The 17,183-nt window shown below is 42.0% G+C and carries 20 protein-coding genes; 13 read left to right on the forward strand and 7 right to left on the reverse strand.

From position 1 onward, the window contains the following. Positions 1-56: 56 nt before the first annotated feature. Positions 57-2,093: a glycine--tRNA ligase subunit beta gene (gene glyS, locus D8803_RS05080; protein ID WP_061416483.1), complete on the forward strand. Its 2,037-nt coding sequence runs from the start codon at positions 57-59 to the stop codon at positions 2,091-2,093. A gap of 48 nt (positions 2,094-2,141) precedes the next feature. Beyond that, the gene (locus D8803_RS05085; RefSeq protein ID WP_000371291.1) at positions 2,142-2,399 is read left to right on the forward strand and encodes a DUF896 family protein; all 258 of its coding nucleotides are present in this window, start codon (positions 2,142-2,144) and stop codon (positions 2,397-2,399) included. An 83-nt stretch (positions 2,400-2,482) separates the two neighbouring features. Here the strand turns inward: D8803_RS05085 and D8803_RS05090 are convergent, their stop codons facing one another. From D8803_RS05090 to D8803_RS05100, 3 genes are read right to left on the reverse strand one after another with little or no spacing between them, the layout of a single operon-like run. Continuing rightward, entirely contained in the window at positions 2,483-3,727 is a 1,245-nt protein-coding gene (locus D8803_RS05090) for an NAD(P)H-dependent oxidoreductase (protein ID WP_000673672.1), read from the reverse strand. A 17-nt stretch (positions 3,728-3,744) separates the two neighbouring features. Further along, a complete protein-coding gene (locus D8803_RS05095; RefSeq protein WP_000915929.1) occupies positions 3,745-4,350 on the reverse strand; it encodes an NADPH-dependent FMN reductase in 606 nt (201 codons plus the stop codon). Between the two features lie 18 nt (positions 4,351-4,368). Beyond that, on the reverse strand, positions 4,369-5,298 hold the full coding sequence (locus D8803_RS05100; RefSeq protein WP_061417767.1) for an FAD:protein FMN transferase: 930 nt from the start codon (positions 5,296-5,298) through the stop codon (positions 4,369-4,371). A gap of 297 nt (positions 5,299-5,595) precedes the next feature. On the opposite strand from D8803_RS05100, the gene nox reads away from it, so the two are divergent. From nox to pdxT, 3 genes are all read left to right on the forward strand, one after another. After that, a complete protein-coding gene (gene nox, locus D8803_RS05105; protein ID WP_000036763.1) occupies positions 5,596-6,975 on the forward strand; it encodes a H2O-forming NADH oxidase in 1,380 nt (459 codons plus the stop codon). 150 nt (positions 6,976-7,125) lie between these two features. After that, positions 7,126-8,001 carry a pyridoxal 5'-phosphate synthase lyase subunit PdxS gene (gene pdxS, locus D8803_RS05110; protein ID WP_061416485.1) on the forward strand — a complete coding sequence of 292 codons (876 nt, stop codon included), beginning with the start codon at positions 7,126-7,128 and terminating at the stop codon, positions 7,999-8,001. Beyond that, positions 8,002-8,583 (forward strand): pyridoxal 5'-phosphate synthase glutaminase subunit PdxT, encoded by a 582-nt coding sequence (gene pdxT / locus D8803_RS05115; RefSeq protein ID WP_061416487.1) that lies wholly within the window; start codon positions 8,002-8,004, stop codon positions 8,581-8,583. A 19-nt stretch (positions 8,584-8,602) separates the two neighbouring features. Here the strand turns inward: pdxT and trhA are convergent, their stop codons facing one another. Together trhA and D8803_RS05125 are read right to left on the reverse strand one after the other, a co-directional pair. Beyond that, entirely contained in the window at positions 8,603-9,250 is a 648-nt protein-coding gene (trhA, locus tag D8803_RS05120; protein WP_001097972.1) for a PAQR family membrane homeostasis protein TrhA, read from the reverse strand. Next, positions 9,247-9,693 carry a DUF1836 domain-containing protein gene (locus D8803_RS05125; protein WP_131200451.1) on the reverse strand — a complete coding sequence of 149 codons (447 nt, stop codon included), beginning with the start codon at positions 9,691-9,693 and terminating at the stop codon, positions 9,247-9,249. Before D8803_RS05125 ends, trhA begins: the two co-directional genes overlap by 4 nt. Positions 9,694-9,827: 134 nt before the next feature. Between D8803_RS05125 and D8803_RS05130 the strand changes: the two genes are divergently transcribed. The 7 genes from D8803_RS05130 to trxB all read left to right on the forward strand — a co-directional run bounded on the left by D8803_RS05130 (position 9,828) and on the right by trxB (position 14,182). Beyond that, entirely contained in the window at positions 9,828-10,322 is a 495-nt protein-coding gene (locus tag D8803_RS05130; protein WP_131200452.1) for a GNAT family N-acetyltransferase, read from the forward strand. Further along, the gene (locus D8803_RS05135) at positions 10,319-10,834 is read left to right on the forward strand and encodes a methylated-DNA--[protein]-cysteine S-methyltransferase (protein WP_084851636.1); all 516 of its coding nucleotides are present in this window, start codon (positions 10,319-10,321) and stop codon (positions 10,832-10,834) included. Before D8803_RS05130 ends, D8803_RS05135 begins: the two co-directional genes overlap by 4 nt. 12 nt (positions 10,835-10,846) lie before the next feature. Beyond that, the gene (locus D8803_RS05140; protein ID WP_131200453.1) at positions 10,847-11,203 is read left to right on the forward strand and encodes an arsenate reductase family protein; all 357 of its coding nucleotides are present in this window, start codon (positions 10,847-10,849) and stop codon (positions 11,201-11,203) included. 156 nt (positions 11,204-11,359) lie between these two features. Next, positions 11,360-12,160 (forward strand): amino acid ABC transporter permease, encoded by an 801-nt coding sequence (locus tag D8803_RS05145; protein ID WP_131200454.1) that lies wholly within the window; start codon positions 11,360-11,362, stop codon positions 12,158-12,160. Next, positions 12,160-12,903, forward strand: coding sequence for an amino acid ABC transporter ATP-binding protein (locus D8803_RS05150; protein WP_131200455.1), 744 nt, complete (start codon positions 12,160-12,162; stop codon positions 12,901-12,903). The genes D8803_RS05145 and D8803_RS05150 overlap by 1 nt, the downstream gene beginning before the upstream one ends. Before the next feature lie 77 nt (positions 12,904-12,980). Beyond that, positions 12,981-13,205 carry a DUF4059 family protein gene (locus D8803_RS05155; RefSeq protein ID WP_000926604.1) on the forward strand — a complete coding sequence of 75 codons (225 nt, stop codon included), beginning with the start codon at positions 12,981-12,983 and terminating at the stop codon, positions 13,203-13,205. 65 nt (positions 13,206-13,270) lie between these two features. After that, positions 13,271-14,182: a thioredoxin-disulfide reductase gene (trxB, locus tag D8803_RS05160; protein ID WP_131200456.1), complete on the forward strand. Its 912-nt coding sequence runs from the start codon at positions 13,271-13,273 to the stop codon at positions 14,180-14,182. Positions 14,183-14,326: 144 nt separating this feature from the next. On the opposite strand, the gene rlmB is transcribed toward trxB, so the two are convergent. Then, positions 14,327-15,055: a 23S rRNA (guanosine(2251)-2'-O)-methyltransferase RlmB gene (rlmB, locus tag D8803_RS05165; protein ID WP_125425226.1), complete on the reverse strand. Its 729-nt coding sequence runs from the start codon at positions 15,053-15,055 to the stop codon at positions 14,327-14,329. Positions 15,056-15,099: 44 nt separating this feature from the next. Continuing rightward, entirely contained in the window at positions 15,100-15,711 is a 612-nt protein-coding gene (def, locus tag D8803_RS05170) for a peptide deformylase (protein WP_131200457.1), read from the reverse strand. Positions 15,712-15,865: 154 nt separating this feature from the next. Between def and D8803_RS05175 the strand changes: the two genes are divergently transcribed. Next, a complete protein-coding gene (locus tag D8803_RS05175; protein ID WP_131200458.1) occupies positions 15,866-17,176 on the forward strand; it encodes a CapA family protein in 1,311 nt (436 codons plus the stop codon). Positions 17,177-17,183: the final 7 nt, after the last annotated feature.

Below are 17,183 nucleotides of genomic sequence, written 5' to 3' on the forward strand. Positions count from 1 at the left end.
GTGCCAATCACATAAGGCAAACTGGAAAATAAAAAGATACTTTTCGGAGAAAAAACATGACAAAAAACTTATTAGTAGAACTCGGTCTTGAAGAGTTACCAGCCTATGTAGTAACTCCAAGTGAAAAACAACTAGGTGAAAAAATGGCAGCTTTCCTAAAAGAAAATCGTCTTTCCTTTGAAGCCATTCAAACCTTCTCAACCCCACGTCGTTTAGCTGTTCGTGTGACTGGTCTTGCAGACAAACAGTCTGATTTGACAGAAGATTTCAAGGGGCCAGCAAAGAAAATTGCCTTGGATGGTGATGGAAACTTCACCAAAGCAGCTCAAGGATTTGTCCGTGGGAAAGGCTTGACAGTTGAAGATATTGAATTCCGTGAAATCAAGGGTGAAGAATATGTCTATGTTACCAAGGAAGAAATAGGCCAACCAGTTGAAGCCATTGTTCCAGGTGTAGTAGACGTATTGAAGTCACTGACTTTCCCTGTCAGCATGCACTGGGCTAACAATACTTTTGAATATATCCGTCCTGTTCACACTTTGACTGTTCTTTTAGATGAAGAAGAGTTCGATTTGGATTTCCTTGATATCAAGGGCGGTCGTGTGAGTCGCGGTCATCGTTTCTTGGGACAAGAAACCAAGATTCAGTCAGCATTGAGCTATGAAGAAGACCTTCGTAGCCAGTTTGTAATCGCAGATCCTCGTGAACGTGAGCAAATGATTGTTGACCAAATCAAGGCAATCGAAGCTGAACATGGCGTACGTATCGAAATTGATGTCGACTTGCTGAACGAAGTCTTGAACTTGGTTGAATACCCAACTGCCTTTATGGGAAGTTTTGATGCTAAATACCTTGAAGTTCCAGAAGAAGTTTTGGTGACTTCGATGAAGGAACACCAACGTTACTTTGTTGTTCGTAATCAAGACGGTAAACTCTTACCAAACTTCATTTCAGTCCGTAATGGAAATGCAGAGCATTTGGAAAATGTTATCAAAGGAAATGAAAAAGTATTAGTTGCCCGTTTGGAAGATGGTGAATTCTTCTGGCGTGAAGACCAAAAATTGGTCATTGCAGATCTTGTTGAAAAATTGAACCAGGTGACCTTCCACGAAAAGATTGGTTCCCTTCGTGAACACATGATTCGTACAGGTCAGATTGCCGTCCTTTTGGCGGAAAAAGCTGGTTTATCAGTGGATGAAACGATTGACCTAGCTCGTGCAGCAGCCATTTACAAGTTTGACTTGTTGACAGGTATGGTTGGTGAATTTGACGAACTCCAAGGTATTATGGGTGAAAAATATGCCCTTCTTGCTGGAGAAACTCCAGCGGTGGCAGCTGCTATTCGTGAACACTACATGCCTACATCAGCCGAAGGCAAACTTCCAGAGAGCAAGGTTGGAGCAGTTCTAGCCATTGCAGACAAATTGGATACGATTTTGAGTTTCTTCTCAGTAGGCTTGATTCCTTCAGGTTCTAATGACCCTTATGCCCTTCGTCGTGCAACTCAAGGTGTAGTTCGTATCTTGGATGCTTTTGGTTGGCACATTGCTATGGATGAGCTGATTGACAGCCTTTATGCTTTGAAATTCGACAGCTTAACTTATGAAAATAAAGCGGAGGTCATGGACTTTATCAAGGCTCGTGTCGATAAGATGATGGGTTCAATTCCAAAAGACATTAAGGAAGCAGTCCTTGCAAGTTTGAACTTTGTCGTGGCGGATATGTTGGAAGCAGCAAGTGCTCTTGTAGAAGCAAGCAAGAAAGAAGACTTCAAACCATCTGTTGAATCCCTTTCACGTGCCTTTAACTTGGCTGAAAAAGCCGAAGGGACTGATACTGTTGATCCAGCTCTCTTTGAGAATGAAGAAGAGAAAGCCTTGGCAGAAGCAGTAGAATCACTCGTTTTGTCAGGGACTGCAAGTCAGCAATTAGAACAACTCTTTGCGCTTAGCCCAGTTATTGATGCTTTCTTTGAAAATACTATGGTAATGGCTGAAGATCAGGATGTCCGTCAAAATCGTTTGGCTATCTTGTCTCATTTAACTCAAAAAGCAGCTAAACTTGCACGTTTCAATCAAATTAATACCAAATAAAAAATAAAATCTGTTAAACGGATTAAACCTTATCACAAAGGAGAAGAAATGGATCCGAAAAAAATCGCTCGTATCAACGAGCTTGCCAAAAAGAAAAAAACAGAAGGCTTAACTTCTGCTGAAAAAGTGGAACAAGCTAAACTTCGTGAGGAGTACATCGAAGGCTATCGTCGTTCTGTTCGTCACCACATTGAAGGAATTAAAATTGTGGATGAGGAAGGAAATGACGTCACACCAGAAAAACTACGTCAGGTACAACGTGAAAAAGGTTTGCACGGCCGTAGTCTTGATGATCCAAACTCATAAAATGAAAGGGGTTGTAGATGATTTACATTCCCCTTTTCTTTTGCAATAAAAAAGAAGGAGCCAAGTGGCTCCTTTTTGGTTTCTTAGTTGCTTGCGCCAGAAGTAGCGTCAGCGTCACCACCGTGGCCTCCAGCATCCCCTGAATCAGAAGCGCCAGAAGTAGCATCGGCGTCTCCATGACCTCCAGCAGCAGGAGCAAATGGTCCGCTACCACCTACCAAACGTTGACCAGTTTCTTTTAGGTACCAGTCAAGCCATGGTTGGAAGTTAAACACGATTTCATTGATACCAGCGTATGATCCGTCAGGATAGTACATCGCTTGGTAGTTGTGGGTGTTGATGACACCTGCAGGAGAACCTGGAACGATAGTACGGACGTATTCTTGGTTTCCGTTGCGAAGTGTTCCGATAACCCACTCTACGTTCTTCATACGTGCTGGTGGAAGAGAACCATGAACAGTCGACATACGGCTACCTGATTGAGGTGGCACACGTTTGGCAAACATGGTGTCTGGATCTTGGTGAGCGTTGTTGTAGTAGAGGAATTGGTTGTTGTCGTCAGCATATGTCAATTCAAATGGCATAGCTTTCAAGAACATATCAATTTGGTTAACTGTCAAGATACCGTGGTCCAATTTGACATAGGTATCACCAGAAACAGCGCCAGTGATTGCAGCAACTTTTTCTACCCATTCTGGATCGTCAGGATCAACTTCTGTGATGGTTGTAGCGATTGGTTTTCCACAATCCAAGTCTTCTGGTTCGATTGGTTTTGGTTTTTTCAATTTCGAAACGACTCCTACGTATTTTACAAAGTTATCTAAGCAAGTCTCAAGGAATTTAACAGTTCCTTCGTTGGTGATATTTCCGTTGTTATCAAAAGCTTCCTTAGCTTTACCAAGAAGGAATTCATTCCCTGGAAGCGTGTAGGCATTAACACCTGGAGCGTCAAGGATTTTACGAAGGTGAACTTGGGCACGTGATGTTCCTTGGTCATAGTATGATGCACCCACAATCATAACAGGCTTGTTTTCAAATGGATGAACTTCGTATGAAAGCCATTCGAGTACAGATTTGAGAGAAGCTGAGATAGTGTGGTTGTGCTCAGGAGTAGCGATAATGACACCATCAGCACGTGTAATCTTGTTATACAAGAAACGCAATTGGAAACTTTCGTCCCATTTTTCGTCTTGGTTAAACATTGGAACTTCGTCGATTTCAAGGACTTCTAATTCAAATTTGAATTTGAAATTGCGACGAATAAATTCCAAGAGTTTGCGGTTATATGATTGATCGTAGTTTGATCCAACAAGTCCAACAAATTTCATTCTTTCGGTCTCCTATCTTACAAATTTTCCCAGTCAAATTCTTCAGCGTCTTTGCGAAGCAATTCTTGTGCATTGCGCAATTTTTCAGTAATTTTCACAAAGATACGGAAGTCATCAAAGATGGCATCCAATTTCTTGATGACGTCAAGGTCAACCAAGTCGCCACTTGGGTTAAATGCTTGAAGAGAGTGTGAGAGCAAGAATTCATCTGGTAGAACATTTGCCTTAATTTCAGGAGCATTCAAGATTTGACGAAGTTGCAATTGGGCACGAGATGAACCAAGTGTACCGTAAGAAGCACCAGTAATCATGATTGGTTTGTTCAAAAGTGGGTAAATACCGTAAGATAGCCAAGCAAGAGCGCTCATCAAAACTGCAGGGATAGAGTGGTCGTACTCAGGAGTACCGATAATCACACCATCAGATGCTTCGATTTTGGCTGCAATCTCAAGAATTTCAGCGGGAAGAAGTTTATCTGCTGGTTTGTTGAAAACAGGGATATCCTTGATTTCAACGAGTTCAATTTCAGCTTTATCAGCAAAGTGTTTTTGCATGTATTGGAGCAATTGGCGGTTTGTAGAACGTTTAGAGTTCGTTCCAACAATGGCAATAAGTTTTAGCATGAGATTTCCTTTCTCTTTTTACATAATACAATTTTGAAGGCCTGAAGAACAAGCAAGGTGCCCCTCTTTGTCGATGATGATGGCTTCAATCCCATCTATACTTTCGACTTGCCAGAGGATAGAAGCGCTTCGTTCTCCGAAAAGGCGTGTTGTCCATATCTCACCATCAACGGATTTATCAGAGACAATCGTTAGGCTAGCAAGATCGGTTTCGACAGGAAAGCCTGTCTCACTATCAAAGATATGGTGATAGTCTTTTCCATCTACTGTCAGGTGGCGTTCATAGATACCTGAAGTGACAACGGATTTATTAGAAGCAGGAATGGTTAGGAGATGATTGCCACGAGGATTTCGCGGATCTTGAATACCGATTTGCCAGGCTTTCCCTTCTTTGGTTTGGTTATTCCCGATGGTGAGGATATTTCCTCCGAGATTGATCAAGGCAGAGGTGACACCGTGCTCTTTCAAATACTGAGCAACCTTATCTGCACTATAGCCCTTGGCTAAACAACCTAAATCAAGCTTCATTCCTTTCTTATCTAAAAAGACAGTAGAGCTAGTCGGATCTAACTTGATAAAATGCGGGTTAACTAGAGGCAAGACAGCTTCGATTTCGTTTAACTCTGGAAGCCGTGCATCTGCAAATCCGATTCGCCAGGTTTGAATCAAGGGACCGATACTGATATTTAGATGGCTAGAGGGAGCTAGGCTATGCTCCAGTCCAAGAGCAATCAGTTCAAATAGGTCAGGATGAACCTTAACAGGTGCGATTCCAGCCTGGTAGTTGATTTCCATCAGTTCGGATTCTTGACTGTTGGCGTTGAAGCGGTATTCGAGCTCCTTGAGCAAGTCAAAAGCACCTTGAAGCAGGGTTTCTGCCTGCTCATCTACTAATGAAATCGTGATAGTTGTTCCCATTAGCCGTTCAGAACGTGAACGAAGAGGCAAGCTACCAACTCCTTTCTTCTTGTAGGAAATCATTCAAGATAAGTTAGATTAATAGAAAATTTAACCCCTTACATTTTCTTTCCATGTATCTAGCATACCATAAAGTCAGCGTTTTCACAAATAAATTTTAACAAAAGTCAAGAAATATGCTTAAAAATTGGAAGGAAATGAAACAAATAATATAGCAAAGAATAATTTTTTCTGAAAAAAAGAGAATTCCAAGCAAATACCTTGTAAACGCTAACAGCAAATGATATACTAGAAGGGTAAATTAAATTTTAAAGGTGGAATTATTCTATGAGTAAAATCGTTGTAGTTGGTGCTAACCACGCTGGTACAGCATGTATCAACACTATGTTGGACAACTTTGGACATGAAAATGAAATCGTTGTATTTGACCAAAACTCAAATATTTCATTCCTTGGTTGTGGAATGGCGCTTTGGATCGGGGAACAAATTGATGGCCCAGAAGGTCTCTTCTACTCTGATAAAGAAAAATTGGAAGCAAAAGGTGCTAAAGTGTACATGAACTCACCAGTTCTTTCAATTGACTACGATAACAAAGTTGTGACAGCAGAAGTTGAAGGTAAAGAACACAAAGAGTCTTATGATAAATTGATCTTTGCTACTGGTTCAACTCCAATCTTGCCTCCAATCGAAGGTGTTGAAATTGTTAAGGGCAACCGCGAATTCAAAGCAACTCTTGAAAATGTACAATTTGTTAAATTGTACCAAAACGCTGAGGAAGTTATTGAAAAACTTGAAGACAAGAGCAAACACCTTGAGCGCATTGCCGTTGTTGGTGGTGGTTACATTGGTGTAGAACTTGCCGAAGCTTTCGAGCGTCTTGGAAAAGAAGTGGTGCTTGTTGACATCGTAGACACTGTTTTGAACGGCTACTATGACAAAGACTTCACTCAAATGATGGCGAAAAACTTGGAAGACCACAACATCCGCTTGGCTCTTGGTCAAACAGTTAAAGCCATCCAAGGTGATGGAAAAGTTGAACGCTTGGTAACAGACAAAGAAACATTTGATGTGGACATGGTTGTTCTTGCAGTTGGTTTCCGTCCTAACACAGCTCTTGCTGATGGTAAGATTGAACTCTTCCGCAACGGTGCCTTCCTTGTAGACAAGAAACAAGAAACTTCAATCCCAGGTGTTTATGCAGTAGGTGACTGTGCGACTGTTTATGACAACGCTCGTAAAGACACTAGCTACATCGCGCTTGCATCTAATGCTGTACGTACTGGTATTGTTGGTGCTTATAACGCTTGTGGACATGAATTGGAAGGAATCGGTGTACAAGGATCAAACGGTATCTCTATCTACGGTCTTCACATGGTTTCGACTGGTTTGACTCTTGAAAAAGCTAAAGCTGCTGGTTACAACGCAACTGAAACAGGCTTTAACGATCTTCAAAAACCAGAATTTATCAAACATGACAACCACGAAGTTGCCATCAAGATTGTCTTTGACAAAGACAGCCGCGAAATTCTAGGTGCGCAAATGGTATCTCATGACTCATCAATCGGTATGGGAATCCATATGTTCTCACTTGCTATCCAAGAGCATGTGACAATTGACAAGTTGGCATTGACAGACCTATTCTTCTTGCCACACTTTAACAAACCATACAACTATATCACAATGGCTGCACTTACAGCTGAAAAATAGAAATGGATGAACTATCTGGCCTCAACTGAAGGTCAGGTAGTTTTTTGTCAATCTGTACCCAGACAAATATTGTTTTTCTATCTTGTACTTCATTCTAATCTAGCTTAAAATGAAATGGTAGCTACCAATACAAATGATGAGGAAAAAGAAATGACTGAAAATCGTTATGAATTAAATAAAAATTTGGCGCAGATGCTCAAAGGTGGGGTTATCATGGATGTTCAGAACCCTAAACAGGCTCGTATTGCAGAGGCTGCTGGTGCAGCTGCTGTTATGGCCTTGGAGCGGATTCCAGCTGATATTCGTGCGGCTGGTGGAGTTTCCCGTATGAGCGACCCAAAGATGATTAAGGAAATCCAAGAAGCGGTCAGTATTCCAGTGATGGCAAAGGTTAGAATCGGACATTTTGTTGAAGCTCAGATTTTAGAGGCTATTGAGATTGACTATATCGATGAGAGTGAAGTGTTGTCTCCAGCTGATGACCGTTTCCATGTGGACAAGAAAGAATTCCAAGTTCCTTTTGTCTGTGGAGCTAAGGACTTGGGTGAAGCCTTGCGTCGTATCGCTGAGGGAGCTTCCATGATTCGTACAAAAGGAGAACCCGGTACAGGAGATATCGTTCAAGCCGTTCGTCATATGCGCATGATGAATCAAGAAATTCGCCGTATTCAAAATCTACGCGAAGATGAACTTTATGTGGCTGCCAAGGACTTGCAAGTCCCTGTAGAATTGGTTCAATACGTCCATGAACATGGAAGATTGCCAGTTGTCAACTTTGCAGCCGGAGGTGTGGCAACACCTGCAGATGCTGCTCTGATGATGCAATTGGGGGCAGAGGGCGTCTTTGTCGGTTCAGGTATTTTCAAGTCAGGAGATCCTGTTAAACGAGCAAGTGCCATTGTCAAAGCGGTGACCAACTACCAAAATCCTCAAATTTTGGCTCAAATCTCTGAAGATCTAGGGGAAGCCATGGTTGGTATCAATGAGAATGAAATCCAAATTCTTATGGCAGAGCGAGGAAAATAGATGAAAATCGGAATATTGGCCTTGCAAGGAGCCTTTGCAGAACATGCAAAAGTGCTAGATAAATTAGGAGTCACTAGTGTCGAAATCAGAAATTTAGATGATTTTCAACAACATCAGAGTGACTTGTCTGGTTTGATTTTGCCTGGCGGTGAGTCTACAACCATGGGCAAGCTCTTGCGAGACCAGGACATGCTGCTTCCTCTAAGAGAAGCTATTCTCAATGGCTTACCAGTCTTTGGAACTTGTGCGGGCTTAATCTTGCTGGCTAAGAAAATTACTTCTCAGGAAGAAAGTCATCTAGCGACTATGGATATAGTAGTAGAGCGTAATGCTTATGGACGCCAACTAGGAAGCTTCTATACAGAGGCAGAATGTAAGGGAGTCGGTCAGATTCCCATGACTTTTATCCGTGGTCCTATTATCAGCAGTGTTGGAGAGGGTGTAGAAATTCTAGCAACAGTTGATGATCAAATCGTTGCAGCTCAAGAACAGAATATGCTGGTAACCTCTTTCCATCCAGAATTGACAGATGATGCTCGCTTGCACCAGTATTTTATCAATATGTGTAAAGAAAAAAGTTGAGAAAAGATTCTCAACTTTTTTACATGTAATAAACAATCGCGATATATTGGAGTGCAGATGCTGCTAGGATAAAGAGATGCCAAATCATGTGGAAATAAGGTTTTTTCTTAGCGTAAAATCCAGCTCCAACTGTATAACAGAGTCCGCCAGTTACCATGAGACTCCAGAAAATTGGTGTGGTTTGACTGATAATGGCAGGAATGATAGCCAGAACCAACCAGCCCATGATCAAATAAAGAGCAAGGCTGAATTTCTCATTGACCTTTTTAGCAAAGATTTTATAGAGGATGCCAAAGATGGTCGTTCCCCACTGAATGGCAATAATGAGATAGCCAAACCAGTTATTCATCAAGGTCAAGACGACCGGCGTGTAAGAGCCTGCGATAGCCACATAAATCATAGAATGGTCGATGATTCGCAAGACGTATTTGTGGGTTGAACCATAGGCCATAGAGTGGTAAATGGTTGACGAGAGAAACATAAGAAACAGACTGATAACAAAGATAGAGACACCAAAAGATGATAAAAATCCGTGTGCTTCATAACTATAGGTGGATGAAATAGGGAGTAGGATGAGCATGATGACGGCACCGACAGCATGGGTCACGCTGTTGGCAATTTCTTCTCCAAAACTGAGTTTTTTACTGAGTTTTAGGCTAGTATTCATTGGGATACCTCCTCTTCTTTGTTAAGGATTAAGTCTAGAGTTTGATGATAGAGTTTAACCGTTTGACAGCTAGTTTGGATAATAGGATTTTCTGGATCAATCCCATGGTTCATGTAGTCTACAAAAGCATCGTAGAGCTGGTCTGAGCTCGCTTGAGTTTGCAGAGTATTAAGGGTCTGAGCGATTTCTTGGATCGAAAAGACAGACTTGAGAGTGGTGATGGCAATCAAACGGGCGATCTGTTTGCGTTGGTATTTTTTCTTGTCTGGCTTTGTCAGGTAACCATGTTTGACATAGTTATTGACCATAGATGCTGTTAGTCCCTTGTCCTTATCTGGAGAGATAGGGGCACAGACCTGATTGACATAAAGTAAAACCTGATCCAGATAGAGGTCAATGTTTGGAATGTCTTCCCATTTTGGGTAGGAAAAGTTAGAATTCATTTCCAACTCCTTTTTATCTAGTTTTAATAACTAGATTATAAAATAATAAAAAACAAAAGTCAAGTTTCAACTGCTTGTAGAAAGCTTTAAATTATGCTATGATGAGAGAAAATAGTTAGAAATGAGGGGAAAAGATGGTGATTCGTTTAGCTTTTCCAAACGAAGTGGATGCGATTATGCAGGTGATGGAGGATGCTAAAAAGTGCTTAGCCAAATCTGGTAGCGACCAGTGGCAAAATGGCTATCCAAATGCAGATATCATTATTGATGATATCATCTCAGGCCAAGCCTATGTGGCCTTGGAAGAAGGAGAACTGCTAGCTTATGCTGCTGTAACCAAGAGTCCAGAGGAAGCCTATGAAGCCATTTATGAAGGAAGTTGGCAGGGGGAAGAATCAGAATATCTGGTCTTTCACCGTATCGCTGTGGCAGCAGATGTCCAAGGACAAGGTGTTGCTCAGACTTTCCTAGAAGGCTTGATTGAAGGTTTTGATTATCTAGATTTTCGCTCAGATACGCATGCAGAAAACAAGGCCATGCAGCATATCTTTGAAAAGCTAGGCTTCCAACAGGTTGGTAAGGTTCCAGTTGATGGGGAACGTTTGGCCTATCAGAAATTAAAAAAATGAAGCAGAAAAAGTACGCAAAGATGCTCTACCCGTCGCCAATTGGAACTTTATCCTTAGTTGCTGACGAGCAATATTTGTATGGAATTTGGGTACAGGACCAAACTCATTTTGAGAGGGGATTAGGAGATGAAACGATAGAAGAAGTTGCTAGCCATCCTGTATTAGAGCAAGTTATTTCCTATTTAGATACCTATTTCGAAGGCAGTGTTCAGGATCTATCTGACTTACCTTTAGCTCCCATTGGAACAGATTTTGAAAAGCGGGTTTGGGATTACTTACAGGCCATTCCTTATGGTCAAACAGTAACTTACGGACAAATAGCTCAAGACCTGCAAGTGGCTTCTGCTCAAGCGATTGGAGGAGCAGTGGGGCGCAATCCTTGGTCCATACTTGTTCCCTGTCATCGGGTGCTGGGGTCAGGCAATCGCTTGACAGGCTATGCATCTGGAGTCGAAAAGAAAGCCTGGCTCTTGCAACATGAAGGTGCAGCATTTCAAGAAAATAAAAAATAGAAAGAAAAGAAGATGTTAGAATTTATCGAATACCCAAAATGTTCAACTTGTAAGAAAGCAAAAAATGAATTGGATCAACTTGGACTGGACTACAAAGCTGTCCACATCGTAGAAGAAACACCAAGTGAAGACGTGATTTTGAACTGGTTGGAAACTTCCGGTTTTGAAGTGAAACAATTTTTCAATACCAGCGGGATCAAATACCGTGAACTGGGCTTGAAAGATAAGGTGGGAAGTTTGTCAAAACAAGAAGCAGCTAAACTTCTAGCGAGTGATGGCATGTTATTGAAACGTCCAATTTTGGTGGAGAATGGTACTGTTAAACAAATCGGCTATAGAAAAAACTATGAGGACTTAGGTTTGAGATAGTTTTTATTTATCTCCTTGATAGGTAAAATATATAGCCTCCCTGTTTTAAAGTGTGATAAACTAGAAGGTAGACAAAGTCTGATCAGCCCGTAGCAAATAATTTGCTTGCGAGCAGAAGTATGGTAGAATGAATCATTATCAGGAGAGGATGTTTTTATGACTGTTACAACATTTTTAGCATCAGATTGGTACCAAAGTTTGATGCAACTCATTCCGGATGGTAAGCTCTTTAGTTTGCGTTCGGTCTTTGATGGAATTCCAAGGATTGTCCAGCAACTGCCTACAACCTTGATGTTGACGCTTGGAGGTGCGCTCTTTGGTTTGCTACTTGCTTTGATTTTTGCCATTGTTAAGATCAATCGTGTTAAGATTCTATATCCCTTGCAGGCCTTTTTTGTCAGCTTCTTAAAAGGTACCCCAATCCTAGTTCAACTTATGTTGACCTACTACGGAATTCCTTTGGCACTGAAAGCTATCAACCAGCAATGGGGAACTGGTTTCAATATCAATGCGATTCCTGCAGCGCTTTTTGCGATTGTGGCCTTTGCTTTTAATGAGGCGGCTTATGCAAGTGAAACGATTCGTGCAGCCATCCTTTCTGTTAATCCAGGTGAAATTGAGGCGGCGCGTAGTCTTGGTATGACTCGAGCGCAAGTTTATCGTCGTGTGATTATTCCTAATGCAGCGGTGGTAGCTACTCCAACCTTGATCAATTCCCTTATCGGTTTGACCAAGGGAACTTCTCTAGCCTTTAGCGCGGGGGTTGTCGAAGTTTTTGCGCAAGCTCAGATTTTGGGCGGAGCGGATTATCGTTACTTTGAGAGATTCATCTCCGTAGCTCTTGTTTACTGGGTAGTCAATATCGGAATTGAAAGCCTCGGTCGTTTCATTGAAAAGAAAATGGCTATTTCAGCCCCAGACACAGTGTCTACAGATGTGAAAGGAGACCTTCGTTAATGATTAAGATTTCGAATTTAAGTAAATCCTTTTCAGGTCAGACTGTCTTGGATCACCTAAACCTGGATATCCAAAAGGGGGAAGTGGTTGCCTTGATTGGTTCATCTGGAGCAGGAAAATCAACTTTTCTTCGTAGTTTGAACTACCTTGAAACTCCAGATAGTGGAACGATTCAGATTGACAATTTCAAAGTTGATTTTTCTCAGATTAGCCAAGAAGAGATTTTGACCCTTCGTCGCAAGCTATCCATGGTTTTTCAACAGTTCAATTTGTTTGAACGCCGAACAGCCCTTGACAATGTCAAGGAAGGCTTGGTTGTTGTTAAGAAATTATCAGATGAGGAAGCAACAAAAATAGCCAAGGAAGAGTTGGCCAAGGTTGGTCTTTCTGACCGTGAACAGCATTATCCTCGCCACTTATCAGGTGGACAAAAGCAACGGGTTGCTCTAGCGCGTGCTCTCGCTATGAAGCCAGATGTCTTGCTCTTGGACGAACCCACTTCAGCCCTTGACCCAGAACTGGTCGGCGAAGTAGAGAAGTCTATTGCAGACGCTGCTAAGTCTGGTCAGACCATGATCTTGGTTAGTCACGATATGTCTTTTGTAGCCCAAGTGGCAGATAAGATTTTGTTCCTAGATAAAGGGAAAATCATCGAGTCTGGCACACCGGATGAAATCATCAATCATCCGAAAGAAGAACGAACAAAAGAATTCTTCGCTAGTTACAAACGGACTTATATTTGATATAATAGTAAAAGGAAAACTCAGTTAGGTGGACTAGCTGAGTTTACTCTTTAAAAAAGATAGAAACGAGAGAGATCATGCTGCTGCAACTATTTTCTTTATATTTCGAGAGTTTGATCTTAACGACCATTCTCGTCGTGATTTCTTTAGGGATTTGGATTGGATTGCGAGCCATGTCTGGCGTGGACAAGACAGCCAAGGCCCGTCAAGCTCATCTCTATGATATGATCATGATTGGGGTTTTGGTGATCCCAGTATTATCCTTTGCCGTCATGAGTCTCATTTTAGTTTTCAGAGCATAATGCTTGCTAAATAAACTTCAAACAGTTAGAATAAAGATAGTTACAACAAGAAAGAAGGAATCGAAATGTACGATACGATTATTATCGGTGCTGGACCTGCGGGAATGACCGCTGCCTTATATGCTGCTCGAAGCAATCTGAAAGTTGCTTTGATTGAAGGTGGTCTGCCAGGCGGGCAAATGAATAACACATCTGATATTGAAAACTATCCAGGTTATGCCAACATTAGTGGACCTGAATTGGCTGAAAAGATGTTTGAACCACTTGAAAACCTTGGAGTAGAGCACCTTTATGGCTATGTTGAAAATATTGAAGACCAAGGTGACTATAAGAAGGTAATCACTGATGATCAAGTTTACGAAACCCGTACTGTCATCGTGGCAACTGGGTCAAAACACCGTCTCTTGGGAGTTCCCGGAGAAGAAGAACTGAATAGTCGTGGTGTTTCTTACTGCGCAGTCTGTGATGGAGCTTTCTTCCGTGATCAAGATTTGTTGGTAGTTGGTGGTGGAGATTCAGCGGTAGAAGAAGCCCTCTTCTTGACTCGCTTTGCCAAGACTGTTACTATAGTTCACCGTCGAGATGAACTTCGTGCTCAAAAGGTCTTGCAAGACCGTGCCTTTGCTAATGAGAAAGTCAACTTTATCTGGGACTCTGTAGTCAAGGAAATCAAAGGTGAAAACCGAGTAGAATCTGTTGTATTTGAAAATGTGAAAACGGGTCAAGTGACAGAGCAAGCCTTCGGTGGTGTCTTTATCTATGTTGGTTTGGATCCTGTTAGTGATTTTGTCAACGATTTGAATATCCAAGACCAGGCAGGCTGGATTGTGACAGATAACCACATGAAGACTGCCGTTGATGGTATCTTTGCGGTTGGGGATGTTCGCCAGAAAGACCTTCGCCAAGTGACAACAGCAGTTGGTGATGGGGCAATCGCAGGTCAAGAAGCTTACAAATTTATTACAGAACATAGTTAATACACTTCGAAAATCAAATTCAAACCACGTCAGCTTCGCCTTGCCGTACTCAAGTACTGTCTACAGCTAGCTTCCTAGTTTGCTCTTTGATTTTCATTGAGTATAATCATAAAAAAGTTTCCAATCAAATGATTGGAAACTTTTTTATAGTCGGTTTCGGAAAACTTCGTACATGAGAATGGCTGCAGCAACACTGGCATTGAGGCTTTGAACATGCCCATTCATCGGAATGGTAATCATTTCATCAACCTGTTTTTTGATGTTGCTAGAGATGCCCTTTCCTTCATTTCCGATGATGAGGGCGATTTTCCCTTTTGTATTCCACTTGTGGCAAGGAGTGCCGTTCATATCCGTTCCAAAGGTCCAGAAACCTTCATCTTTGAGTTTATCAAGGGTTTGACTGAGGTTGGTCACTCGGGCAATCGGTACATGTTCAATAGCACCTGTGGCCGTTTTGGCAACGACAGGAGTCACTCCGACAGCGCGGTGCTTGGGAATGATGACACCTGAAACATTGGTCGCATCAGCAGTCCTTAAGATAGAACCTAAGTTGTGAGGGTCAGTTAGACCATCCAGAATCAATAGAAGTGGATTTTCTTCTTGTCGTGTTTTGGCAAGGATGTGATCCAGCTCGCTATAGGCAAATTCGGACACTCGTAGAACAAAACCTTGGTGGACAGCGCCTTCGGTCATTTCAGAGAGGGATTTTTTTGAAGTCCAAGAGATGGAGACTTTTTTCTCAGCAGACAGTTCCTTGACTTTCTCAACATTCTTGCCTCTGAGATCTTCTTGGAGGTAAAGTTTATTTCCAGTGTTTGCAAGGAGGGCTTCTGTAACGGCGTGGACGCCATAGACAATATCATTTGTTTTCATGCCTCTATTATAACACAAAACCCCGTCTTGCAACGGGATTTTCTTTATTCAAGGATGAGGAGTCCTTCTTTAACGGCAAATGGATCTTTTTCATTGATACGATCGTAAAACATGATTCCGTTTAGATGATCAATTTCATGCTGAACAACGATAGAGTTGTAGCCTTTGAGTTTGATACGGTGTTTTTCGCCGTCTTTGTCAAAGTAATCAACAGTGACACGGGCATGGCGGACAACATAGCCTGGCACGTTACGGTCAACAGATAGGCAACCTTCTCCTTCGCCAAGAGCAGCGTCCTGAACAGAGTGGGATACGATTTTTGGATTGTACATAACAGCTTGCAAATCGTAGGCTTCTTGTGGAGTTTTACCTTCTTCCACAATATTTGGCACTAAAACAGCGATAATGCGTTTTGAGATATCCAACTGAGGAGCAGCCAATCCAACCCCACCTCGAAGCCCCATTTTCTCAGCCATAACGGGATCCTGAGAATGTTTGAGGAATTGCATCATTTTTTCACCAAGGATGATTTCCTGGTCAGACAGTGGGAAAGTGACCTCCTCAGCAACCGCGCGTAGAGTTGGGTTCCCCTCGCGGATAATATCGTTCATATCAATTAAATGAGCAGTTTTTGTAATACGTTCTATAGCAGACATTTTCTCTCCTTTCATTACCTCTACATGATAACACAAAATAGGCGAGAAAGAAAGTCACAGAAGTTTCTAAAAAATAATATAATAAACGGTATTCCCCTTTTGTCTGTGGTATAATAAAAGAAAGGACTTGCAGTAAAAGCAAGGGGGGATAAAGATGGAAAAGCGACAAGATAGACGGTCTCAGGACTCTCTTTATGGGGTGTGGAGAACTAGTGTTGATTTCTTTCGGAATTATAAATCCTGGACCAATGCCCAGTTTATTATTGTGTTATTGCTTACAGTTGCCTTATCCATGGGGGGAAACTTATTAGTTCGAGCAGTACAAGGCAGCAAGGGAACGAGTTCTAACAGTCAGACTACGACGTCTAGTCAGTCCAAAGAAAATCAGTCTGGTGAAACGACAGCCCGTATCATGGCAAATGGTGACCTTCTTTATCATATCCCTATCTACCGAACAGCTCTTAAAGAAGATGGGACCTATGATTTCCATGAAAATTTTGAGTATGTAAAACCTTGGCTCAAACAAGCGGATTTGGTGATTGGTGATTTTGAAGGAACAGTGAACAAAGATCACTACTTGGCAGGTTATCCTCTCTTTAATGCACCAGGGGAAGTTATGGATGCGATAAAGGATGCAGGTTATCAAGTTCTAGACTTGGCTCATAATCACATCTTGGATTCTCAAATTGAGGGAGTAGTTTCAACAGCTCAAGCTATTGAAAAGGCTGGAATGACACCCATCGGAGTCTACACACACGAATCCCGTGACCAAGCTCCACTAGTTATCAAGGAGGTCAATGGTATCAAGGTAGCTCTCTTAGCCTATTCCTATGGCTTTAACGGTATTGAACAATCCATTTCCCAAGAGGACTATAATCGCTATCTTTCTGACTTAAACGAAGATAAGATGAAGGCGGAAATTGAGCGTGCAGAGAAGGAAGCGGATATTACTGTCATCATGCCTCAGATGGGAATTGAGTACCAGCTAGAACCAACGGAAGAACAAAAGACACTGTACCACAAGATGATTGACTGGGGAGCTGATATTATCTTTGGAGGGCATCCTCACGTCGTTGAACCTGCTGAAACGGTTGAAAAAGATGGTGACAAAAAACTGATTATCTATTCCATGGGAAATTTCCTCTCAAACCAGCGCATTGAAACCATGCAAGACGAGGAAAATGCCAAGTGGACGGAGCGCGGTGTCCTCATGGATGTGACCATTAAGAAAAAAGATGGCAAGACAAGGATTGAAACTGCCAAAGCACATCCGACTTGGGTCAATCGAACACCCAAAGGGACTTACTCTCCAGAGGGTTATCCGCTCTTCCTCTATCAAACCTATATCCTAGAGGACTTCATTGAGGGGGGCAGTCACCGTGACAAGTTGGATGAGGCGACCAAGGAACGAATTGATACAGCCTATAAAGAAATGAATGAACATGTAGGGTTGAAGTGGGACTAGCTTGAAT

Source organism: Streptococcus oralis, from assembly GCF_003943385.1.
GTDB lineage: Bacteria > Bacillota > Bacilli > Lactobacillales > Streptococcaceae > Streptococcus > Streptococcus oralis_CA.